At 33.6% G+C, this 23,480-nt stretch carries 26 protein-coding genes; 8 read left to right on the top strand and 18 right to left on the bottom strand.

Features of this window, described 5'->3' with window-relative positions; genetic code table 11:
* The first annotated feature begins 78 nt into the window (after positions 1-78).
* The gene (locus tag MT340_RS03410; protein WP_243588805.1) at positions 79-942 is read left to right on the top strand and encodes a GRP family sugar transporter; all 864 of its coding nucleotides are present in this window, start codon (positions 79-81) and stop codon (positions 940-942) included.
* A gap of 26 nt (positions 943-968) precedes the next feature.
* Positions 969-1,760 carry a glucose 1-dehydrogenase gene (locus MT340_RS03405; RefSeq protein ID WP_243588804.1) on the top strand — a complete coding sequence of 264 codons (792 nt, stop codon included), beginning with the start codon at positions 969-971 and terminating at the stop codon, positions 1,758-1,760.
* A 124-nt stretch (positions 1,761-1,884) separates the two neighbouring features.
* On the opposite strand, the gene MT340_RS03400 is transcribed toward MT340_RS03405, so the two are convergent.
* The gene (locus MT340_RS03400; RefSeq protein ID WP_243588803.1) at positions 1,885-2,793 is read right to left on the bottom strand and encodes an AEC family transporter; all 909 of its coding nucleotides are present in this window, start codon (positions 2,791-2,793) and stop codon (positions 1,885-1,887) included.
* 139 nt (positions 2,794-2,932) lie between these two features.
* Between MT340_RS03400 and MT340_RS03395 the strand changes: the two genes are divergently transcribed.
* Both MT340_RS03395 and mspA read left to right on the top strand, forming a co-directional pair.
* On the top strand, positions 2,933-3,100 hold the full coding sequence (locus MT340_RS03395; protein WP_103298898.1) for an SE1832 family protein: 168 nt from the start codon (positions 2,933-2,935) through the stop codon (positions 3,098-3,100).
* A gap of 72 nt (positions 3,101-3,172) precedes the next feature.
* Positions 3,173-3,490 carry a membrane stabilizing protein MspA gene (gene mspA, locus MT340_RS03390; RefSeq protein ID WP_243588802.1) on the top strand — a complete coding sequence of 106 codons (318 nt, stop codon included), beginning with the start codon at positions 3,173-3,175 and terminating at the stop codon, positions 3,488-3,490.
* A 264-nt stretch (positions 3,491-3,754) separates the two neighbouring features.
* Here mspA and MT340_RS03385 read toward each other — a convergent pair whose 3' ends face one another.
* The 3 genes from MT340_RS03385 to MT340_RS03370 form a co-directional block, all read right to left on the bottom strand.
* Positions 3,755-6,949: an efflux RND transporter permease subunit gene (locus MT340_RS03385; protein ID WP_243588801.1), complete on the bottom strand. Its 3,195-nt coding sequence runs from the start codon at positions 6,947-6,949 to the stop codon at positions 3,755-3,757.
* A gap of 128 nt (positions 6,950-7,077) precedes the next feature.
* On the bottom strand, positions 7,078-8,340 hold the full coding sequence (locus tag MT340_RS03380; RefSeq protein ID WP_243588800.1) for a lipid II:glycine glycyltransferase FemX: 1,263 nt from the start codon (positions 8,338-8,340) through the stop codon (positions 7,078-7,080).
* Positions 8,341-8,768: 428 nt separating this feature from the next.
* On the bottom strand, positions 8,769-9,530 hold the full coding sequence (locus tag MT340_RS03370; protein WP_243603586.1) for a VOC family protein: 762 nt from the start codon (positions 9,528-9,530) through the stop codon (positions 8,769-8,771).
* 167 nt (positions 9,531-9,697) lie between these two features.
* Between MT340_RS03370 and MT340_RS03365 the strand changes: the two genes are divergently transcribed.
* Together MT340_RS03365 and MT340_RS03360 are read left to right on the top strand one after the other, a co-directional pair.
* Complete coding sequence (locus tag MT340_RS03365; RefSeq protein ID WP_243588797.1) at positions 9,698-10,138, top strand: MarR family winged helix-turn-helix transcriptional regulator; 441 nt, start codon at positions 9,698-9,700, stop codon at positions 10,136-10,138.
* Entirely contained in the window at positions 10,135-11,340 is a 1,206-nt protein-coding gene (locus MT340_RS03360; protein WP_243603585.1) for an MFS transporter, read from the top strand. The genes MT340_RS03365 and MT340_RS03360 overlap by 4 nt, the downstream gene beginning before the upstream one ends.
* Before the next feature lie 56 nt (positions 11,341-11,396).
* Here MT340_RS03360 and MT340_RS03355 read toward each other — a convergent pair whose 3' ends face one another.
* The 7 genes from MT340_RS03355 to MT340_RS03325 form a co-directional block, all read right to left on the bottom strand.
* Positions 11,397-11,747, bottom strand: coding sequence for a SarA family transcriptional regulator (locus MT340_RS03355; protein ID WP_243588796.1), 351 nt, complete (start codon positions 11,745-11,747; stop codon positions 11,397-11,399).
* A gap of 281 nt (positions 11,748-12,028) precedes the next feature.
* Positions 12,029-13,051 carry a GTP 3',8-cyclase MoaA gene (gene moaA, locus MT340_RS03350; protein WP_243588795.1) on the bottom strand — a complete coding sequence of 341 codons (1,023 nt, stop codon included), beginning with the start codon at positions 13,049-13,051 and terminating at the stop codon, positions 12,029-12,031.
* A gap of 13 nt (positions 13,052-13,064) precedes the next feature.
* The gene (gene mobA / locus MT340_RS03345) at positions 13,065-13,670 is read right to left on the bottom strand and encodes a molybdenum cofactor guanylyltransferase MobA (RefSeq protein ID WP_243588794.1); all 606 of its coding nucleotides are present in this window, start codon (positions 13,668-13,670) and stop codon (positions 13,065-13,067) included.
* Positions 13,671-13,676: 6 nt separating this feature from the next.
* Complete coding sequence (moaD, locus tag MT340_RS03340) at positions 13,677-13,910, bottom strand: molybdopterin converting factor subunit 1 (RefSeq protein WP_243588793.1); 234 nt, start codon at positions 13,908-13,910, stop codon at positions 13,677-13,679.
* 1 nt (position 13,911) lies between these two features.
* Positions 13,912-14,361: a molybdenum cofactor biosynthesis protein MoaE gene (locus MT340_RS03335; RefSeq protein WP_243588792.1), complete on the bottom strand. Its 450-nt coding sequence runs from the start codon at positions 14,359-14,361 to the stop codon at positions 13,912-13,914.
* Between the two features lie 8 nt (positions 14,362-14,369).
* A complete protein-coding gene (gene mobB / locus MT340_RS03330) occupies positions 14,370-14,840 on the bottom strand; it encodes a molybdopterin-guanine dinucleotide biosynthesis protein B (RefSeq protein WP_243588791.1) in 471 nt (156 codons plus the stop codon).
* Positions 14,837-16,096, bottom strand: coding sequence for a molybdopterin molybdotransferase MoeA (locus MT340_RS03325; protein WP_243588790.1), 1,260 nt, complete (start codon positions 16,094-16,096; stop codon positions 14,837-14,839). The genes mobB and MT340_RS03325 overlap by 4 nt, the downstream gene beginning before the upstream one ends.
* A gap of 61 nt (positions 16,097-16,157) precedes the next feature.
* On the opposite strand from MT340_RS03325, the gene moaC reads away from it, so the two are divergent.
* Positions 16,158-16,640: a cyclic pyranopterin monophosphate synthase MoaC gene (gene moaC / locus MT340_RS03320; RefSeq protein ID WP_243588789.1), complete on the top strand. Its 483-nt coding sequence runs from the start codon at positions 16,158-16,160 to the stop codon at positions 16,638-16,640.
* 81 nt (positions 16,641-16,721) lie between these two features.
* On the opposite strand, the gene MT340_RS03315 is transcribed toward moaC, so the two are convergent.
* From MT340_RS03315 to modA, 5 genes are all read right to left on the bottom strand, one after another.
* Positions 16,722-17,228, bottom strand: a complete 507-nt coding sequence (locus tag MT340_RS03315) for a MogA/MoaB family molybdenum cofactor biosynthesis protein (RefSeq protein ID WP_242240808.1) — start codon at positions 17,226-17,228, stop codon at positions 16,722-16,724.
* Positions 17,229-17,241: 13 nt separating this feature from the next.
* On the bottom strand, positions 17,242-18,246 hold the full coding sequence (locus MT340_RS03310; protein ID WP_243588788.1) for a ThiF family adenylyltransferase: 1,005 nt from the start codon (positions 18,244-18,246) through the stop codon (positions 17,242-17,244).
* Between the two features lie 674 nt (positions 18,247-18,920).
* Positions 18,921-19,526, bottom strand: a complete 606-nt coding sequence (locus MT340_RS03305; protein WP_243588787.1) for an ATP-binding cassette domain-containing protein — start codon at positions 19,524-19,526, stop codon at positions 18,921-18,923.
* The gene (gene modB / locus MT340_RS03300; protein ID WP_243588786.1) at positions 19,527-20,198 is read right to left on the bottom strand and encodes a molybdate ABC transporter permease subunit; all 672 of its coding nucleotides are present in this window, start codon (positions 20,196-20,198) and stop codon (positions 19,527-19,529) included.
* 11 nt (positions 20,199-20,209) lie between these two features.
* The gene (gene modA, locus MT340_RS03295) at positions 20,210-21,004 is read right to left on the bottom strand and encodes a molybdate ABC transporter substrate-binding protein (RefSeq protein WP_243588785.1); all 795 of its coding nucleotides are present in this window, start codon (positions 21,002-21,004) and stop codon (positions 20,210-20,212) included.
* A gap of 235 nt (positions 21,005-21,239) precedes the next feature.
* On the opposite strand from modA, the gene fdhD reads away from it, so the two are divergent.
* Entirely contained in the window at positions 21,240-22,040 is an 801-nt protein-coding gene (gene fdhD, locus MT340_RS03290; RefSeq protein ID WP_243588784.1) for a formate dehydrogenase accessory sulfurtransferase FdhD, read from the top strand.
* A gap of 29 nt (positions 22,041-22,069) precedes the next feature.
* Here fdhD and MT340_RS03285 read toward each other — a convergent pair whose 3' ends face one another.
* Positions 22,070-22,834: a GNAT family N-acetyltransferase gene (locus MT340_RS03285; RefSeq protein ID WP_243588783.1), complete on the bottom strand. Its 765-nt coding sequence runs from the start codon at positions 22,832-22,834 to the stop codon at positions 22,070-22,072.
* 38 nt (positions 22,835-22,872) lie between these two features.
* Positions 22,873-23,421 carry a biotin transporter BioY gene (locus tag MT340_RS03280; RefSeq protein WP_243603584.1) on the bottom strand — a complete coding sequence of 183 codons (549 nt, stop codon included), beginning with the start codon at positions 23,419-23,421 and terminating at the stop codon, positions 22,873-22,875.
* Positions 23,422-23,480: the final 59 nt, after the last annotated feature.

Genomic DNA, 23,480 nt, shown 5'->3' with positions numbered 1-23,480 from the left:
AATATTATTTTAGATAAACTAATTTCGAGTGTCATAAGTAAGGAACACTTGTAATAAATATATAAGGAGAGTTGAATAATGCAATTTATCGATTTCTTAATCGCATTATTACCAGCGCTATTCTGGGGGAGCGTCGTTTTAATCAATGTATTTGTGGGTGGCGGTCCATACAATCAAATTCGTGGCACCACACTAGGAACATTAATCGTTGGTATTATATTACTTCTATGTGGCAAAGCTGCATTTGATAACTTAACCGTTATTATTGTCGGTTTAATATCTGGGGCGCTTTGGGCATTTGGCCAAGGTAACCAATTACGTTCTGTTCAACTTATTGGTGTTTCTAAAACGATGCCTATCTCAACAGGAATGCAATTAGTAGGTACAACATTATTTAGTGCCATTTTCTTAGGAGAATGGAGTACAGGTACACAAGTAACAATGGGACTTATCGCTATGGTGTTACTTGTTACTGGTATCGCACTTACTTCATTAAAAGCCAAAAATGAAAGAAAATCTGATGATCCTGAATTTAAAAAAGCAATGATGATTTTAATCATCTCTACTATTGGCTATGTAGGTTATGTTGTCATTGGAGATATATTTGGTGTCAGTGGTACGGACGCTTTATTCTTCCAATCAATTGGTATGGCTATTGGTGGTTTTATCCTTTCAATGAAACATGAAACAAACATCAAATCAACTGCCTGGAACCTTATCCCTGGTATCGTGTGGGCAGTTGGTAACTTGTTTATGTTCTATTCTCAACCTAAAGTCGGTGTAGCTACAAGTTTCTCATTATCACAATTACTTGTTATTGTTTCTACACTTGGTGGTATCTTCCTCTTAGGTGAGAAAAAAGATAAACGCCAAATGATTGGTATTTGGTCAGGTATCGTATTAATCATTATTGCTGCAGTTATCTTAGGAAACCTAAAATAACTCAATTTAATTAAGGAGGAATGAGGATGTTTCCAGACTTAGAAAATAAAGTAGTTGTTATTACAGGTGCCGGTAGTGGTATCGGTAAATCATTTGCTGAAAACTTCGGTCAAGCAAAAGCAAAAGTGGTATTAAATTATCGCTCCGATCGTCATTTAGATGAGATTGAAGAACTTAAAAAGACGATTACTAATGCAGGCGGCCAAGCGATTGCAGCTCAAGGCGATGTAGCTGTGGAAGATGACGTTAAAAATTTAGTTCAATCAGCTGTAAATGAATTTGGTACGTTAGACATCATGATTAATAATGCTGGCTTTGAGAAACCTACCCCTTCTCATAAAATGTCATTAGATGAATGGCAAAAAGTAATCGATATTAATTTAACAGGTGCGTTCATTGGTTCACGTGAAGCGGTTAATCAATTCTTAAAAGAAGATAAAAAAGGCGTTATCATTAATACATCAAGTGTACATGATACGATTCCATGGCCAAACTACGTTAATTATGCTGCAAGTAAAGGTGGCTTAAAATTAATGATGGAAACTATGTCAATGGAATATGCGCAATATGGTATTCGCATTAATAATATTTCACCAGGCGCGATTGTTACTGAACATACGAAAGAAAAATTCTCTGATCCTGAAACTCGAGCAGAAACGCTAGAAATGATTCCAGCTAAAGAAATTGGTGAAGCACAAGATATTTCAAATGTAGCGTTATTCTTAGCTTCTGATATGGCAAGCTATATTCACGGTACAACAATCTATGTAGATGGTGGAATGACAAATTATCCTGCCTTTATGGGTGGAAAAGGGTAATCAAACACATATACGTCTAATTCACCTTAGGATGCAACACTATTCATAAGAAAGCTTCATCCTTAATAAAAAGCAAGCAACTCGGTCCTTGAGTTGCTTGCTTTTTTCATAATAATCCAATTCATTATACAAATAAAGCTTGATATACATATAAAATAATAATACTTATTACGATAGAAATATTGGTTACCATACCTATAAGTGGTAGCGTCTTATATTTAAATTGGATAGAATACGGAATAATAGCTACCCCTACTGGTAATAACCAAGCAATAAGTAATGTCGTTTTAATCATATCATCTGATACTGGTAAGAAATAGTGTACCATTAGACCGGCAAATAAACCTAAGCCGTAATGTGCGACTAAGTATTTGATTGCGATGGGTAAGAAGTGACGTTCAATTTTAAAGTTAAGCATGACACCGAGTAATATCATTGATAATGGCATGTTCGCTTTTGAAATAATAGTAAAAAAATCAATAGCCACGTGTGGTAAGTGAAGATTAGACATATTTAAGATAAACATGACGATATATGTCACTAGCGGCACTGAGGAAATTAACTTTTTTCCTAAAAATTTAAAATTGAATTGGTCGGCACCTTCACTAAAATAACTTCCTACAAAGTACGTAACACCAAACATGATAATGGCACCGCCTATATCCGCCATACCAAAATAAACCATGCCGTCCTTCGGCCAAATCGTATTGACTAAGGGATAGGCAAATAAACCAATATTTAAAGCGGCTGTCATCATCCCTACTGAGCCTTTTATATGATTATCATACTTTCTAAATAGCGTGATGACGATTAACTTCGCAATTACACCATAAACAATCATCATAATAGGTAGAATTGAAAATGAAAAATCTAAATCAGCACTATTTAGATTAACGATAACTAAAGAAGGTAATGTGACATTTAATACGAGTGTTGAAAGCACTTGACTGTCTGCTGCTTTTAAGAAGTTAATTCTCTTCAAGAAATATCCTAATGCAATTAATAAAATGATCATTACAAATTGCTCTGTCACATCAATTCCTTCTTTCTAATTTGCTATCTTATTACAATTAATTACTGTAACACAATTTTCATAATTTTTAGAAGTGACTTGTTCATGCTATAATTCAACTAAATTAGAAAGATAAACATGAAAAGGAGAATCTTACATAATGGATTTGGAATCTCAATTAGCTGAACTTAAATATGATTATACACGCTTACAAAACGATTTAGAAAAACGCGAATCATTAAATCAAAATATAGATCCTTTATTGAAACAATTAGAAGATATTGAAAAAGAAATTGCAAACATTCGTTCAAAATTACGTCAGAAATAAGAGGTATAATCCTCTAGTCAGAAAGATAGTAGAATGCTATGATATTAGTCATGATAGAAAGGATGTTATCAGGTGAAACTTTACCTACTTTTATTACCGATATTATATCTTATCGTTAGTTACATCACTATTTTTAAAATGCACTCTATATTCACACGCATTTTAAGAATTGTTATGGGTATCTTATTATTGTTTGTAGTAGCAATTACTACTTTGAAATTCCCTACAGAGAATTGGTGGGTCTTCGTTGTTCTTATTCTTTTAGTAGGAAATGTAGAAGTTACAGCATTCAAAGCCTTGAAGAATGACCAGAAAGGTGTATCAATTCTAAATATTTTATCATTAATTTTATTTGTGATATATATTATTTTAACTTTCGTAATGTATTAATGACCTAACTACATTACAACTTTTATATTAAAAAAATAGAGAAGAGCCTGGAACATTTTTATATGTTTCAGGCTCTTCTAATGTTTAGTCAGTAGCTAACTGAATTGAAAATGCGCTTATATCAAGCTTTTTTCAATTCTAGTTATCCTTGCCGGGGAGCGGGACCCCAACATAGAGACTTTCGAAAAAGAAAGTCTACGGCCAACGTAAGTTGGGGTTGGACAACGAAATTATTTTAATTTCTGTCCCGCTCCCCCTCTTTATTTATCTACGTGCTAATTTGTTTTTCAATGTAAATAGTATTTCATAAATGACTGGGACTACAATTAATGTGAGTAATGTAGATGATACTAAACCACCAATAACTGTAGCTGCCATACCTTTAGAAATAAGGATTGAACTATCTTGACCGAATAGAAGCGGTAATAATGCACCGATTGTAGCAATCGCTGTCATTAAGATAGGTCTAATACGTGTGCCACCCGCTTCGAGTAATGCCTCTTTCATTGGCATACCTTGTTTCTCATTCGTAATGACCCTATCAATCAACACGATGGCATTGGTTACTACGATACCAATCAACATTAACATACCAATTAAACTTGGCACCGAAATCGTTTCGCCTGTAATGAGTAGTGCAAGCACGACACCGATAACTGTAAATGGTAATGAGAATAAGATTGTAAATGGCGCTAAACCACCTTTGAATGTAATAACTAATACTAAGTAAACAATCACGATAGCAACCAACATCGCAAAGGCTAATTGGCTCATAGCTTGATTAATATCATCCGTAGCACCGCCAACATTAATCTTCACATTATTTGGTTTATCGATTTTATTCACTTTTTGCATAACTTTGCTTGATGTACCGCCTACGTCAGAAGCAGTAACTTTACCTGAAATTGTTGTTGAATAATCGCCATCTTCCTGATTAAGTTGACTAGGTGTGGTGTTATGTTCAAGTTTAGCAATGTCTTTTAGTTTCACTTTCTCACCAGTCGGCGATTGTAATTCAATATTGTTAATTTTATCGCGAGACCAGTCTGTTTGTTTGTTTTGTTTTACTTTAACATCTACTTTATTTCCGTCTTCTTTAACAGTGGTAATTGTTTTTTCTGGTAAGTTTTCATTTAAATTTAATGCTAACTGCCCGACTGAAATTCCTTTATCTGTCGCTTTATTTTGATTGACCTTAATTTCATATTGATCATAAGTTTGAGATAAATCTGATTTAACATTTGCTATGCCACCAACAGATTTCATTTTGTCTTCAACTTTAGCAACAGTACCTTTAATTGCCTCAGGTGATGGTCCTTTAACAGTTACTTCTATTGAGTTATTACCAGCACCCGTACCCATATCTAGATTTTTCCATTCTCCTGGGTCCTTCATTTTCGATAAATGAGAAACGACTTTGTCAGGTTCTTCCTCAAAGTTAGGCGTATCTTTATCGTATTCCACCATAATAGCCATACTATTCGTACTACCTGTTGGGTCTGCTGGAGAAGGTCCTCCTACTGAATATTGCACGGTTTTAACTTTTTTCTTACTTTGTAAGTATTGTTGTGCTTCTTTAGCGTGATCGAGTACCGCTTCTTTTGTTTCACCAGGTTTAGGCGTATATGTTACAGCTAAGAATTTATCTTCCCCTGCTGAAATGAAACTTGTACCTAATTTTGCACCACCAAGCACGACACTTCCAACTAATATCACTAAACTGATAATAATAACAATCCATTTGTGATTCAGTGACCAACTTAATACGCTTCGATAACCCCTGCTAATCGCCCCAAGACTTTTAGTCTCATTCGTACTAGACGGACGTTGTTTTGTTTTAATTCCTTTTTTGAAAAATGTAGAAGCCAACGCCGGCACAACGGTAATAGAAACTAATAATGATGCTAATAGACTGAAAGCAATTGCTAACGCAAATGGTCTAAACATCTCACCTACTGAACCAGACACAAAAGCAAGAGGTAAGAATACAATGATTGTCACGATAGTTGAAGATAAAATAGGTTTAAACACTTCACGTGTCGCACTAATCACTAAATTATCACCTTTTAATGATTCACCTGGATCAGATAATCGTCGATAAATATTTTCTACGACTACAATGGAGTCATCGATTACACGTCCAATTGCGATGGTTAATGCACCTAACGTTAAAATATTTAACGATACATTACTTAATTTTAAAGCAATCAGTGCAATTAAAATAGATAATGGAATGGAAACAATAGAAATCGCCGTTGTTTTAATATTTCTTAAGAATAATAAGATAACGATAATTGCTACGATAGTACCTAATGCTGCTTTTTCAACCATTGTATAAAGTGAATCTTGAATTGGTTTAGCAGTATCCATCGTTTTAGTAGCTTTAATATCACTATTATTTTTCACAAACTCATCAATTTTTTTCTGAGTTTCACGAGCGACTTGGACTGTATTTGCATCTTGCGCTTTCATCACTTGAACGTTAACTGCATCTTTACCATTTGTTTTAGAAATAGATGAGCGTTCATCTCCAACATTGACTTTAGCAAGTTCTTTTAACGGTACGCTCGGCATCTCACCATTAGCGCCCATTGACATTGAACTATTTTGAGATTTTTGACCACTACTTGAAGTAGAAGCATCATCTCCAGTGCTACTCATGCTCTTACTATCAGAACCATTATCTCCACTACTTGATTGACTTTGTCCCCCTAAAGTCAGCGGTATTTTTAAATCTTTAAGTGCATCAATAGATTTAAATTGTCCGTCAACAACTAATGATTTTTCATTGTTACCAAATTGGAACAAACCAAGTGGTGTTTCGCGCGTGGCCGTTTTAATATAATTCTCAACATCGTCTGCATTTAAACCGGCTTCATCAAGTTTATCTTGCTTAAATTTCAGTGTAACTTGGCGTGTTGTTTGGCCATTCAATTGTGCATTTTGTACCCCATCTACAGTTTGTAGTTTTGGAATTAATTGTTCATTAATTTCTTTCGTAGTTTTTTTCAAATCATTTTTACTATTTGTAAATGAATAAGCGACAATCGGGAATGCATCCATTGAATTTCGGGTTAATTCAGGTTCGCTAATCCCATCTTTGAAGTCTATTTTATCAATTTCTTTTTTTAAGACTTCTTCAGCTTTATCCATGTCAGTATTGTTATTATATTCGACACTAACAATCGAAGCATTTTGAATCGATTGCGTTTTAACACTTTTAACATAAGCCAAAGACCTTACCTGTTTATCTATCTTTGAGCTTATCTCATCTTGAGTTGTTTGTGGGGTTGCTCCCGGCATTGTTGTTTGTACTGATATCACTGGATTTTCAACATCAGGTAATAATTCAAGTTTCAATTTAGCACTCGAATAAACGCCACCTAAAATGACTAATACTACCATTAAAAAGATAGCGAATTTATTACCCAATGAGAATTGAAGCATTTTCTTAATCATTGCGTCACTTCCCTAAATGTTTTAGAAATTCATTTTCTTAGTTTGAGTTTATCATTTTATCTAAAAAAATCTGAACGCCTCTGTCACTATAGAACCGTTCAGATGTCATTACTTGAATACTGTTGTCTTTATTTACGTTTTAATTTGCGAGAAAGTTTAATTTTAGCTTTAGTTAATCTAGGTTTAACTTGTTCAATCAACTGATAAAGCGGTTGATTTAATACATAGTCAAACTCGCCAATTTTTTCACTTAAATAAGTACCCCATACTTTTTTAAATGCCCATAATCCATAGTGCTCTGAACCTTTAGGTGGATTATTATCCGTACCACCGAAATCATATGTGGTTGCACCATGTTCTCTTGCATAACGCATCATTTCATATTGCATATGGTGGTTTGGTAAAAAGTCGCGGTAATCATTTGAAGAGGCACCATATAAGTAATAAGATTTTTTACCTGCGAACATAAGTAAAGCACCTGATAAGTAAACGCCCTCCGGATGTTTTTGTTTTAAATCTTCCATATCATTTTTTAATTCTGTCGATTTAGATATTTTGTTCTCAACATCATTAAGTTTATTCGCTGTTTTCTTATCATCCGGTTTATTTTCTAATTTACTTTGAAGTTTTTCTTTTTCCGCTTCTTGTTCAGCTAAATCTTTATTAATTTGTTCTAACACCGGTTTAGGTTCTAATTTAACTAAGAATAATTCTGCGTCACCATCTTCATGTAATGAATCGTAAATATTTTCAAAGTAACTAATATCACGTGTCAAGAAGCCATCACGTTCACCAGTAATCTTCATTAAATTAGCAAACGTTTTTAAACCTTCACGATCTGAGTGTTCTACTTTAGTACCACGTTTCAAAGCTAGACGTACTTTTGAACGGTTACGACGTTCATAACTTTTAAAGATTTCATCATCTGTTTTATCAATAGGTGTAATCATTGTCATACGTGGTTGAATGTAATCTTTTGATAAGCCTTCTTTAAAGCCTTTATGTTTAAAGCCTAATGCTCTTAAATTTTTAAGTGCTTCCGTTCCATGTTCCACTTCAACATCCGGATCGATTTTAATAGCATATGCTTTTTCAGCTTTAGCGACTTTTTTTGTTTCCTCTAAAAGTGTTTCAAGTGCAGCTTTGTTACTATAATCCGTTACAAATCCACGAGATACATAGCATAATGTAAACGGTAATTTCGGTATTTTTTTAAATAATAATTGCGCTACACCTTTAATCTCACCATTTTCTCCAACTGCAACGCGTTTTGAATACCATCCAGTTAAACGTTTTGTTTCTGCCCATTTCGTAAGTTGTAATAAATCGCCGTTAGGATGGTTTTTTACAAATGCGTCATGTTCTTGATTAGTGATATTCATCTTTTCCATGCTATAAAAAACTCCTTTATTTTCACATTAATTATCATTATACAGTCTACAATAGTGAGTGTCGACAAACATACTATTGAAGTTTGAGATTATTTAAATCCTCTAAAATCTGCTATACTATATAGACTTTAAAATTAAAATTTTCAATTTTTATATAAAAGAGGTAATGACCATTGAGAAATATATTATTATCGATCTTTATCATTATTAATCTCATTGCTATTATAATTACGATAAGCCAGCCATTTTCAATTGCCTACTTCAGTTTAAGAGTCATGTTTGTTGGCTTAAGTTTAGTCTTAACCGTGCTATTTCTCTTACTTAGAACGACACGTGTGTCGACAATTTTAAGCATTCTGTCATTAATATTAGTATTAGTGCATATCGCCTTAATCGCGCATAGCACTTATGTTTATTTATATTAGAAATTAATCTACAGGTTCGAAGCGATATTTAGCGCCTTTCACAATAATAGAATAAGGCGCAGTCGCTTCTTTATCTTTAAAGACGACTGTTTGATAGCCAGACGTCGTTCCATCTTGAACACGATAAATGATATTGTCATCTGTAAGTTGTAAGTCTGTGTAGTCTTCCCCTTCATCTATAATGCGCATCTTAAACCATTTTTGCCATTTTGATAATGTTTTAGAACGCTTAGCACTATGAATGATAATACGATCAATTGTAAATTGTTTTTGATATAGATGGTCTAGCTTTTCATTGCGCGCTTCCTCACTATCATCCCACTCTATAAAAAATGGTGGCTTAACCATATAATCTGGGTCAGCAATATATAGTAACTTCCAACCTGTTTTATCCCCTTTTTTATTTTCTCTATGCATTTCAATAGGCCCAATCGTTTCTATATTATGTTCATGAAGCGTTTGTTGTAATGCTGCCATATCTGATGTTCTAAACGCCATTGTTTTGAAACCTTGTTGAAAATGGTCATGTACAATCTTCGTAGCAAAGGCTACACGTCCTTCTTCCGTTTTAGCTTCTTTTTTCAGTTTATCAACATCTTCTACATCTAGTAGTTCAATGTAATTTTCATTAATATAAGCCAAACGATTAAATGTGCCAAACTTTTGATGTTTTCCTCCAGCACTTAATTGCAAAATGTTGCCAGGATATTTAAAGTTATTTAGCTGATCGACATAATGAATAATATGATCAAATCTCAATTCCATCGATAGTTCCCCTTTTATAAAATTTCAATTCAATTTTATTTTATCAAAATGGAGATGAGATTACTTCCATTTATCTTTGTATTGCAAATTTCACAGTTTCGTCATATAATATTTTTTGTTGTTCGTAAATAGTTAGCTTTGCTAACCTTTTTAAAAAGGAGTTTTTTATGTTTACAAATGAATTCTTTAATAGTTTCATTGGGATTTATCGTCCTTATGTTAAACGTACGCAACCTATATTGGATGAATTTGATTTACATACAGGCCAATGGTTAGTGCTAAGAGATATAGCCAATAGCGCGCCCACTACACTCGTTCAAATTTCTAAGCGCCGTTTCATTGAAAAGCCTACCACTCGAAAGATCATTAAAGTGTTATCTGAAAAAGAATTACTTACTATTACACCAGGTCAAGATAAGCGAGAGAAGATATTAAATTTATCTGAAAAAGGCCAAAAATTATTTGAAGCTGTAAATGATCGAGTAACCCCTATTCAAAATCATTTGATTGAAAAATCAAATTTAACAATTGAAGATTTAGAACATGTGATTTCAACCATGTCTAAATTACACCAAACATTATCTGAGGAGGAAGAAGAGAAAGAATGAATCAAGTTCAAGATTTAAAACAACCCATTTTCACAAAGAGTTTCACCGTTAACTTCGCCATTAACTTCTTTGTGTATTTATGTATGTATTTGCTACTCGTCATTATTGCTGATTATAGTAAATCAACTTTTCATGCATCGGATAGTCTTTCGGGGCTAGTCGTAGGGCTTTTTATTTTAGGTTCATTAATTGGACGTTTTGCCACAGGAAAATATGTAAATAAATTTGGTCCTAAAAAAATATTAATTACTGGACTTATATTTTTAATAATTACGCAATTACTATATTTCATTCCAGGATCAATTGGGTTTCTAATGTTTGTACGTTTAATTAATGGTATTGCAACTGCAGTAGCTACTACAGCAACTGGTACAATTGCTGCACACGTAACGCCTGTCTCACGTAAAAGTGAAGGTATCAGCCTATTTTCTTTAAGCTTAGTATTAGGTACAGCAATCGGTCCATTTTTCGGAATTCTGTTAATTAAATCTTTCTCAATTAATCTACTATTTATTATTTGTGTTATTCTCGGCGTTATTAGTTTAATTATTTCACTAATCATTAAAATAGATTTTACCCCTACGAATAATGAAACAGATAAAAAAATTGCAAAAGTTTCAAGTTTCAGTATTCATAACTTTGTTGCTAAAGAAGCCGTGCCTGTAGCTATCGTTATGATGATTATCGGCTTAAACTATGCTTCAATATTAACGTTTTTGAAATTTTTTGCCGAACAACGTCATTTAGTAGAAGCGTCTAGTTATTTCTTTATTTGTTATGCTATTGCTTCATTAATTACACGTCCAATTGCTGGTCGTTTAATTGATGCAAAAAATGAAAATGTGGTAGTTTATCCAGCATTTGTTGCATTAGTCATTTCATTCGTTTTATTAGTAATGAGTCATAGCAGTTGGATGTTATTACTTTCAGGTGTCTTCTTAGGTGTAGGATATGGTAACTTATCATCATCAATGCAAGCCATTGCTATTAAAGTTTCACCTTCAAGTAAATATGGCATTGCTACTTCTACTTATTTCATTGGCTTAGATATCGGTATTGGATTCGGACCTTCATTATTAGGTTTATTCACTAATTCAATAACTTATACACAAGTTTATATCATTATGGCTATAGTAGCTGTTTTATGTACTATCCTTTACTTTTTCATCCATGGTCGTAAAGTTAAAGATACAACATACTAAAATTTATAAAAAACGCAATGAGGTTTACTCAATAACCTCATTGCGTTTTTATTATATTAGTTAGCAATTCCAATTGCTTCAATCTCATTTTTCATTTTATCTAATAATTGTTGTTGTTTTGCATTAAAGAAATAAAATACTTGTCTTTCATCCGTTTCAGAACGTAATTTTGAAATAAGTTCTTTCTTATAAATTTTACGGATAATTACATCTATTTTACTTGTATCCCATAACATTTCAAAATGTAAAGTATCACGTAATTCTTTACCACTAATTTTTTTACCTTCATACACTTTGAAAAGTACGACAAATTCTTCAATTGAAATTTTATATGATGATTTCAACCAGTGTTTCAATTGACTTAGTTCTCTTTCAGCTGCAATAAAACGTTGTACTTTGTTATCCATAAAAATGCCTCCAATGTTGATTCTTTGTTGTAGTAAATGCATTATATAATTAAAATTGCTTAATTTAATTATATAACATATGTACAATTTAATCTATTACAAATTTTATTTTAATATCATTACTTATTTAATATAAAACTTGATTTTCATGTGGTCTTCTCTACTCATACATTCCATACTTTTTTCATCTAACTCACTTAAAGCATTCTCTTACTTATTTAAGTTATATAAAAAAGCTACAGCAATTGATATTGATTCATCACATTGCTATAGCCTAGTATTTAGCCACCGATATAATTCATATTAATTTTTTTACGTTGACGGTTCTTCACGGTCTGTTCTGTACGTTCATCTGAATAACGATCATCACGTACATTCCATAAACTAATCAATTGTTCTCTTAATTCCTCGTCTGTAACGCCAGAGCGAATAAATGATTTAATATTAAATCCTTCTACTGTACTAAATAAACAGCCATAAAATTTTCCGTCTGATGATAGACGCGCTCGTGTACAAGTAGAACAGAAAGACGCTGAGACACTTGTTATAAGTCCAAATTTCGCGCCGTTATCTTTATGTCTATAATATTTAGCCACTTCTCCATAATACTTTGGAGGCACTGGTTCAATATCAAATTGTTCTTCAATCATTTCTAGCATTTCATCTTTAGTAACTACTTTACTAAAGTCCCAACCGTTATCGTTACCAACATCCATAAATTCTATAAATCTAATTTCAATATCTTTTTCTTTGAAATACTCAATCATTGGGATAATTTGATCATCATTAATACCTTTTTGAATAACCACATTCACTTTTACGTGGAAACCAATCGATACTGCATAATCAATTTGGTCTAATATTGTAGACGCTTTAATATTACGATTATTAATAGCTTGGAAGACTTCATCATCAATCGCATCTAAACTCACATTGATACGACGTAAACCAGCATCATAAAGTTTTTGACCATGTTTTTTTAATAATAATCCATTTGTCGTCATCCCAATGTCTTCAATGCCATCGATACGCGTAAGCTTTTCAATTAACTGATATAAATTGCGTCTTAGCAATGGTTCTCCACCAGTAATACGTAATTTCTTCACACCCAATTCAGCATAAACTTTAGCGATTCTGACCATTTCATCGAACGTTAATAATTCATCTTTCGGTAAGAATACGAAGTCATCACCAAAGATTTCTTTCGGCATACAGTAATCACATCTGAAATTACAACGATCAGTTACTGATATACGCAAATCTCGAATAGGTCGTCCTAGTTTATCCTTAATTTGAGCTACCATAACACGGACCTCCTTAATAATTTATTTGTTGTTTTAAAGTGTCCAAGTCATGTTGATAGTTAATGTTTTTATACCAATAGTCTGGTGAGTTGATTTCACCAACGTCTAGCGTTTTAATATTCACCTGTTGATAGACATGTCGTAAGCTATAATCATCTGACTTCAATGCTTGTTCCATAATATTTAAGATATCTGGACTATAGAATGCGATAGTTGGTATAATTTTTTCATTTTCAGAGAAAGCAGCAATATCAATTTGATCTTCAATTAATTTAGAGACCATAAATTGATATAACGCACTAATTGCTTTCCCAGTAATCATCGGTGTATCTACAGATACGACGAAGAATAATTCTTCATCACTATACTCTTTCATTACGGTATAGATGCCTGCAAGTGGACCTTTATCTTTCTCTTCTGATTCATCGACAATTATGTTGTCGTGTTTAAATTGGTTAGCAAGCTGATCATTCGTGCTAATAATAATCTCATTAAACATGTTCGTTTCTTCAAGCACATGAATAATACGTTGATAGAACATTTGGCCATCAATTTCAGCAAAAGCCTTCGCTTTGCCGAAACGTTCTGAATGACCGCCTGCTAATATAATTGCTTTCATTCCCTATTAACCCCCACTAACTGGTGGAATCAACGCCACAACATCAGTTGGCTGTATGATATCCTCTTTTTTTACAAATTCTTCGTTGACTGCAACTTGAAATTTTTTATCTTTAATAGAGGGATGACGTTCAAATAACATTTGTTCAAAGTATTCTACGCTAAGCTCCTCATTACTATCTATCATTTCAGAGTCAGTCTGTAATATCTCTTTAATCTCTGCGAAGTATAAAACCTTCACGTTAGACATCTCCTTTAGTTGCTTCTTCGTGACTACCACGTTGATGGCCTTGCCATTCGGCGCCATCTTCCCAAATTTCTTTTTTCCAAATTGGCACAACTTCTTTAATACGTTCAATCGCATATTCATTTGCTCGATACGCATCTTTACGATGGGGTGATGATACCGCGATAAGCACTGCGATATCAGAAATTTGAAGCGGTCCAATGCGATGCACTATCGTAGTAATCGTTCCAGGCCAGCGTTCGTTTATCTCTTCACCAATTTGCGCAAGTTTCTTCTCTGCCATTGGTACATACGCCTCATATTCAAGGTATTCTGTTTTAACACCTTTCGTCCATTCACGTACATGTCCTGTAAAGACTACAACTGCACCTTGGTGTTCGTTTAAAGTAAAGTCTCGATACTGTTCAGTTTCAATTGGCTCAGTAACGACTTCAAATTGTTTCATTATATATGTCAGTCCTTTTGTTTAATCCAATCTAGTAACCATTCTTCGTATTGTTCAAGTGCATTCTCTTCTTGAAAATGATAACGATAACGCACACGACTTAAATTTGATAATTCATCAAGTTCTTCTTGGTTACGATACACAATCACCTTGTCAAAGTCTTCATTTTTAAAGCCTTCGACTAAAATGATATTACAACTTATTGTAACAGATTCGTCAATAATTTGAGTAAGGTTTTGTTTATGCGCACGTGTAACTGTTTGTTGATACTCAGTACCTTGAACGATACTTTGATCGGCACCCGCTTCAAAATGTTTCATATGATCCACTTGGGCGTCTTGCAAAGCAATATCTTCACCTTGATGTCCATGATGTTTAATAGTAGCTACGGTATAGCCATGAGATTTTAAAAATTTTATCGTTTGTTGCATAAGCGTTGTTTTGCCAGAATTTTTAAAACCCACTATTTGAAGAATCATAAAGTCATTTCCTCTTCAAACACATTTGATTCAGTAAGAATTACATCGACTGTGTGTCCAGCTTTAAATCCACGTGTTCCTCCTGGCAACATTATCATTGCGTTACTATGCGCAATTGCTACAACGGCACCTGACTTATTAAATCCTGATGGTACAACTGTCGCACCATTATGCGAGAAAGAGGCATGTGCACGAATAAAACGTGTAAATGGATTAGCTTTTGAAAAATCTTCCATTAAAGTTGCTTTAACAACTTGTGGGTAATAAGCTGTAGCACCCATCATATGTTGCACAGCAGGTTTTACGAAGAGTTCAAAACCAGTGAAACAAGCAGACGGATTACCTGATAAACCAAATAAATATTGGCCATTCGCTACGGCAACAGTAGTCACACTACCAGGACGCATTCCTACTTTATTGAATAATACTTCTGCATCTACAGCTTTGTATATTTCAGGTAAGTAATCGAAATCTCCTACTGACACGCCACCAGTTGTAATAACAATATCATGTGTAGCCATCGCATCTTTGACAACTTCTATACTACTTTGTAAATCATCTTGTTGAATTTTATAATTCTCTACTTTTAAACCAAATTTCTCTGCTAATGCTTGAATCATTGGCCCATTAGAATTACGAATTTTACCTGGTTGTAACTCTTCATGTACATCTAACAATTCACTTCCAGTTGCTATAATTGCTACGCTAGGTTTTTGAGTAACAGGTACTTCAGTATAACCATAAGTAGCTAATACAGCTATAGCTCCTGGATTAATCACTTGTCCTTTTTTCAGTACAACATCACCAGTTGTTGTCTCTTCACCTTTAAGGGAAACATTTTCATGTGCTTCAAAAGGTTTACGAATAGTAAATGTATCACCATCTTCAACGGTTTGTTCGAACATCACTACTGCATCAGCACCTTCGGGAAGTTGTGCACCTGTCATAATACGTACAGCTTCATTTTGACCTAATGTTTTTTCAGAAACAGAACCTGCACCAATATGGTCAATTACCTTAAATTGTTTACGGTTCTCAGAATAAGCACCTGCTGAATCTTCACTTCTAATCGCAAAGCCATCATAAGGTGATTTATTAAAACGTGGAATATCATAAGTTGCCACGATATCTTCAGATAATATATGACCTAAACTATCTTCTAAATTCACAGTAGTATGCTTCGTAAAAATATCTTGTGTTACTACTCGATGAATTGCTTCTTTTACAGGTATTGGATTTCTTTTTTCTACAGCCATTCTTCTCATCTCCATACAATAATAAAATTCATGATATACTAACTCTACTAGGAGGGTTATTATGTCAGAATTCACGCATATTAACGAACAAGGTAATGCTAAAATGGTAGACGTTTCAGATAAAAACATTACAAAGCGTACTGCACAAGCCCATTCAAGCATTACAGTTAATCACACTATTTATCAACAAATCATTGATAATACAAATAAAAAAGGTAACGTTTTAAATACTGCACAAATTGCAGGTATTATGGCTGCTAAAAATACAGCCACTATTATTCCGATGTGCCACCCACTACCTTTAACTGGTATTGATGTTAACTTCTCATGGCAAGCAAATGAGGATGATACTTACACATTAAACATAACAGCCATCGTCTCTACTACTGGTAAAACTGGCGTTGAAATGGAAGCATTAACGGCAGCTTCAGCTACTGCTTTAACGGTTTATGATATGACGAAAGCAGTCGATAAAGGTATGATTATTGGTGAAACATATCTTGAGTCTAAATCCGGTGGCAAATCAGGTGATTATCAACGTTAAATTCTTTTTAATTATAATAATCATGAGCTTGTAATTAAATTAGGGAAACCTATCATTTTTACTCGCTCATGACTTTTTTTATTATTTATTCAATTCATATACCATATGATTTAATTCAGGTTTAATTAATTTCTCAATTGCTAGTTTCACTGCACCAGTTGAACCTGGAAGCGTAAAGATTAATTTATTCATTACAGTACCAGCAATCGCTCTTGAAAGAAGTGATTTCGTACCTACATCTTCTGTATAACTTAAGTATCTAAACAATTCGCCAAAGCCTTCAATTTCTTTATCTAGTAAGGGGCGTATTGCTTCTATTGTAATATCTTTTTGAGAGATACCTGTACCACCAGTAGTGATAATGACATCAATATCAGAAGCCAACCAACTGTCAATTTGAGATTGAATATCTTCTTTATTATCTTTCACAATAGTGTAATGATCCTCATCTACTTCTACATTCATATCGTGTAATAAAGATTGGACTAATTGACCGCCTTTATCACTTTCCTTATCACGTGTATCTGAAATTGTTAAAACTGCGCAACGAATATTTCTTTCTACTTTTTCGTGTTCATGTTGATGCATCTTAAACACTCCTTTATCCAAATAATTGGTTAATTAAATTGATAGCCTCTGACGTCGTGGTTGTTCCATGAACAAGTATACGCCCACCTTGAAAGCTTACAAATCGATGTCCTTTAAACTCAAACATTACCATGTACTGATTGGATTTATATTTCAAGTTATGGTCATTAAGAAATGTCACTATCATATCTTGAGTAATATCCGGATTTTCATACTGTACTGTATCTCTACCACATAATGTAGCATATAATGTATGATTTTGATTTAAATACGGAAAAGTTGGTTTACTTCCGCAAGTAGGACAATCTTCACGGTGCATTCGACTAAATCCAATAGTGTAATGACTAGCATCCCAAATATCACCATATGTCAGCTTTGTTGGTATGTCATTGCCAGTTAATAACTTAAGTGCATCTCTAAGTTGAAAGCTTGTCGTCATAGTTACAGCAGGTTGAATCACACCCACAGTATCACATGTTAAATTAATAGACGGTAATTGAGGCATCACACAATTAAAACATGGCGTTGTTCCAGGAATAAAGGTTGCTTGTGCATACGTACTTTGTACTACTCCTCCATAAATCCACGGGACATTCATCTTATAAGCATAATCATTAATTAATTGACGTGTATCAAAGTTATCTGTCGCATCTATAATTAAATCGATATCCTTAGCATGGGTCTCTAAAAAATAATAATCTACATGTTGGATATAGGCATTAATATGAATGTCAGAGTTGATTTGGGTAAGATGGTTTTTAGCAGCCACTACTTTAGGTAGCATATCTTTGGCATCTTCTTCAGTGAAAAGGGTTTGACGTTGTAAGTTACTAAATTCAATGTAATCTCTATCAACAATAGTTAGTGCTTGTACGCCTGCACGAACTAAACCTTCAGCAACATGAGTACCTAAAGCACCCATACCTATTATTAATACATGTTTACGACCAATCTCTTCTTGCCCTGTTTCTCCAATATGTTTAAATAAGATTTGTCTCGAATACCGTGCTTGAGTCATTGATTTATCCTCTCTAATTTTAAAGTCAATTAATATTATTATAACTAATAGAGCACCTTTTTTTCAAAAAGGTGCTCTCAGACTATTGATAAAGTTGTTCTTAAATGGATTTTTATTCCACTTAAGTTGAGACGCTTGCCTAGGGGGCTGGGCTCGAGCCTTGGTCTTGTAAAGTAGTTCTTAGATAGATATTTACTTGTTTGAGTTGTGTCGCGTTCCTGTGGGAAAGTCTCAAGCCTGTAGTCTTGTAAAGCAGTTCTTAAATGGATTGACATTACACTTAAGTTGAGACGCTTGCCTAGGGGGGCTGGGTCGAGCCTTGGTCTCGACACTCATCCTGCTCCCTCAGGCGTCGCTCAACTACGTTTCATTATCCATTTTAGAACTACTTACCTAAGTGCTATAGCACTTAGGTTCATTAATAATTAGCATAGGAGTCTCCACAACTACACTTCGTAATCTATCTTAGAACTACTTACGCAAGTGTTAGAACACTTACGTTCCTCCCCCAGCTTGCTTTATTTGTAGACTTTCTATGCGAAAGTCTTTGTGCTGGGGCCCCGCACTCAAATACGTTCCACTATCCATTTTAGAACTACTATTCAATGTAAATGTATGAACGCTTATATCCAATAATAATTTTAAATCAATTAGTTGTCGTATGATGTCATTAATTATCCAATTTTGATGATTTTATCTGCTAGTACTTCTGCTTCATAGTTAGAGTGGGTTACAAAGATAATAGGTATCTTCCAATCTTTAAAAATGCGTTTTATCAATTTAATACCTTCATCTCTAGTATTTTCATCTAAACTTGAGAATGGCTCATCTAACAAGATTAAATCTGGTTTAGCACTTAGCGTGCGTGCAAGTGCCACACGCTGAGATTCACCTCCAGAAAGTGTTACTGGATATTGATTCATAAGATGCTTTATATTTAACGTTTCAACTAATGAATCTATATGAACAGAAGATTTTGCCATAAAGGTAATATTTTTCTTTACAGTCATATTAGGAAACAATTGATAATCTTGGAAGAGATAACCAATGCGTCGATCCTGTATTTTAACATTTACCTTTTTATCTGTATCCATTATAAGCCGATCATTAATTTTAATATACGCATAATCTGGCTTACGTAAACCTGCTATCATATTTAATACAGTTGTTTTACCAATTCCTGAAGGCCCTCTTATGGCATAAATCTTAGGAGCAGTGTCATTTATATCAATATCAATAAATGTCTTTTTTAATTGATACTGCAATTTAAGACGTAACATCTACTCCACCTCCTGTGACTTATCTCGATTCGCGAAATTCAATACCCCTATTACTGTTATTGAAAATGCGACTAGCACAAGTACCCATAACCATGCCTGATTTTCTCTTCCCTGATCAACTAGGAAATAAATTTCTAATGGCAGGGTATTCGTTTTATTAGGGATATACCCTGCTATCATAAGCGTAGCTCCAAATTCACCTATCGCACGTGCGAAGCTCATCATTATACCTGCCATAATTGAACGTTTAGACAAAGGTAATATTAGACGATAAAATATTTTGTTCTCACTTGCGCCCATTGTACGAGCAGTATTAAGCATTTTAGGATTGATTCCTCTAAACCCTTGAATCGTATGTTGATACATCAACGGAAAACTAACAATGACAGATGCAATTACTGCACCTGTCATTGTAAATACTACTGGAAGATGTAGTACATTTGTAAAAAAGCTTCCTACCACACTTCTAGGAGAAAATATAATTAACAAAATAAACCCTAGTACCGTTGGAGGTAAAACAATAGGTAATAATATAAAGCTTTCAAGGAGTTTAGTTAAATGCCCTTTCCCTTTATAAAGTAGACGTGATACAAAAATGCCTAATATTGATACTATTATTGTACTTATAACGGCTACTTTGATAGAGATCCAAAAAGGTGTTATATCAGGCATATTAAACCTCCTTAAACTTCAAAGTGATAATCTTTTAAGATGTCTTTAGCTTTATCAGATTTTAAGAAATCCATCCACTCTTTAGCAAGTTTTTTATCAGAAGTTGCACCAGCTTCATAAGTGATTGGTTTTTTCAAGTCTACTTCTTTAATTTCGTTTACTTTATCAGTTTTTTTGTTGTCAGTGAATAAATCTGTTTTGTAAACAAAGCCCATTTGAGCATTGCCTTTTTCTACGTAATTTAATACTTGTTTAACGTCTTTTGCAAAAACTAATTTATCTTTCACGCTGTTGTATAAACCTTGATCGTCAAGATATTGTTTTGCATATTTACCAGCTGGTACAGTTTTAACTTCACCAATTGCTAATTTTTCATTACCTTTTAAATCTTTTACTGATGAATCATCACTGTTTTTATCACCAACTAATACAAGTTTGTTATGTGCATATTTGTATGTATCGTGAGCCTTGTCTTTGTTCTTCAATGCATCTACGTCTTTCGTATTGGCAGACATAAATACATCCGCTGGTGCGCCTTTTTCAATTTGTTGTCTTAATGCACCTGAACCACCATAGTTAAAAGTAACATCTACATTTTTATGCTCTTTTTTAAATTCTTTTTCTAGTTCTTTACTTACATCACCTAAACTAGCTGCTGCTGAAATTCGAAGTTCTTGTTTTTTATCGCTATCTTTATTACTTGAGTCTGATGATTTTTTGTTATCATCACTACTTCCTGAATTTGAACAACCCGCTAAAATAATAGCTAATGTTGCAATGACAGCCAAGAAATGTTTAATATTCATTATTAAAATACCTCCTTGTTATATAATCAATTATACACTTTTTTCACTTGTTTAGAAGATGATAAAATAAATTTTTTCATATTAAATTAAATTGTGTCACATTACTGTGATATTACATTATTTTATATTCATTTTCTTCAACTTGTTTATTAATAATCTTAAAGAACAAATTTATTTCATTATTTTTATTTAAGCTATAATATAATAATGAGTATTTAAAAAAGGAGATAGATTAATGGATGAAGATGTTTTAAAAGGACAATCCATCATGCGCTATGAAGATGGCAAATTATTTGAAACAACAGACAGTTATGTGACTGAATTTCCCTTAACTATTATGGTTAACGGTTCTGAATTTGCGACTGTCATTTGTAGTCCTACTCATATGGAAGAATTAGTCGTCGGTTTCTTAGCTTCTGAGGGCGCCATTTTCAAAAAAGAAGAAATAAAATCATTACAGATTGATGATAGTAAAGGATTCGCGCATGTAGAATTGACGAAAGATTTGGGCGATCGATTTGAATACTCTACTAAACGTATGATTGCTTCTTGCTGTGGGAAAAGTCGTGAATTTTACTTCCATAATGATGCAGCCGTTGCTAAAACATCTATGTCTAAAATCACTTTGACTCCTAAGCAAGTGTTGAATATGATGACCGCGTTACAAAGTGCCAGCACCTTATTTAAGAAGACAGGTGGGTTACACAATGCCGCTATCAGTGATGGAAATGAATTCTTTGAGCATAGACAAGACATTGGTCGTCATAATGCGTTAGACAAACTTTATGGGTTTTGTTTGCAACGTCATATTCCTGTTAGAAATAAAGTACTTATCTTTAGTGGTCGTATCTCATCTGAAATATTACTTAAGGCAGCAAAAATTGGTGTAGGTGTTATTTTATCTAAATCGGCCCCTACGACATTAGCAATTACACTCGCTAATGATCTTAATATTACAGCAATTGGTTTTATAAGAGATGGCAATTTTAACGTATATAGTCATCCTGAAAGAATAGAAGAGGCGCCATCAAACTAAATATTTGATGACGCCGCTTCTTTTAATTTCTATTCTACATTTTCTTTAACGATGTGATAAATGAAACTTTGATAGGTATAGCCTTGTTTGATATACATATCTTTCGCAGTATCTTCTCCATCTGCTACAAGTATAACAGGACGTTTCCCTGCTGTTTCGCCAATATAAGACTGTATTGTTGTACCAATACCTTGGCGTTGGTAACCTTCTAATACACCAAAACTATCAATTTCTACCGTTTTATCTGTTTCAATAACATCTACAGTTCCTACTGCTTTTCCCTCTAAATATGCCACACATCTTGAAACCGTATCTTCCTTATTTAATATGGTTTCTCTTGTAGTGTTAACACTTTCATTTGCGAAGTCTTCTCCGTAAGGCAAAGCAAATGAACGATAGATAGCTAAATAATCTTCTATATTATTAGCATCCACTCGACCTATTGTTATATCAGGGCGTCGTTTAAATCGAACTAACTCTGTTCCTTCTATTATATATAGTTCTAATATGCCTAATTGAAAGCCTTCATTTTTAATTTCTGAAAGCCATGTTTGATTAAGCGATTCATTCTCTGGAAAAGTAAATGCTAAGTGGTTAGATGATTGTTGCTTATGTAATTTAAATTGCTGTGCTATATCTTGATGCCATTGTTCTAAAGTGGGAAGTGTTTTATAAACCCACTTATTCGTATCATATTTCAAAGGTTGTGAAGGTGTTAAATAGATGATTTTTTGTTCATCTTCTAAATAACGTTGACCTTCTTGAGCAATGTTTTTCATAGATATTGCACTCATATCGTTCATCCCCTATGTATATAAACAATTTAATACGTTTATTGTATCAAATTTTTAAAGCGAGAATGATTTAGCATTGTTGTACCGATTAAGCAAGCTATGATAGCTTTAATTAAATCGCCCGGAATATATGTTAGTGAAAATACAATTGCTTTACTAACTGGCATGTCAATAATGAAGCCCATGACCATTGTGCCTACAATATCTAAAAGTAAAATGCCACATACAACTGTTGGAATGAACAACACAATAAAATTAATTTTGTGAATATAGCGATCTCTTACGAATCCGATTAGGTATGCTACTACAGGATATAAGAATAAGAAACCTGCTGATGGTCCTGCAAATACGCCAATACCACCACGACCTCCAGATAAGACTGGTAAACCGGCAGCTGCTAGTAATAAAAATACAATGACACTTAAGGCACCATATTTTTTACCTAAAATAATCCCTGCTAAAAATATCCCAATATTTTGTAAAACAATAGGTACAGGCATAAATGGAAGCGGGAAACCAGGAACTAATCCTAATACACATATAATTGCTGTCATTAATGCTGTATATACTAAATTCTTTGTATTCATTATACATCCTCCTTTTACGAAGATGATTATACCACTAATGTAAACTTATTTGTATAAAA

The sequence above is a fragment of the Staphylococcus sp. NRL 16/872 genome (assembly GCF_022815905.2).
GTDB lineage: Bacteria > Bacillota > Bacilli > Staphylococcales > Staphylococcaceae > Staphylococcus.
This window is presented reverse-complemented; position numbering and strand designations above follow the sequence as displayed.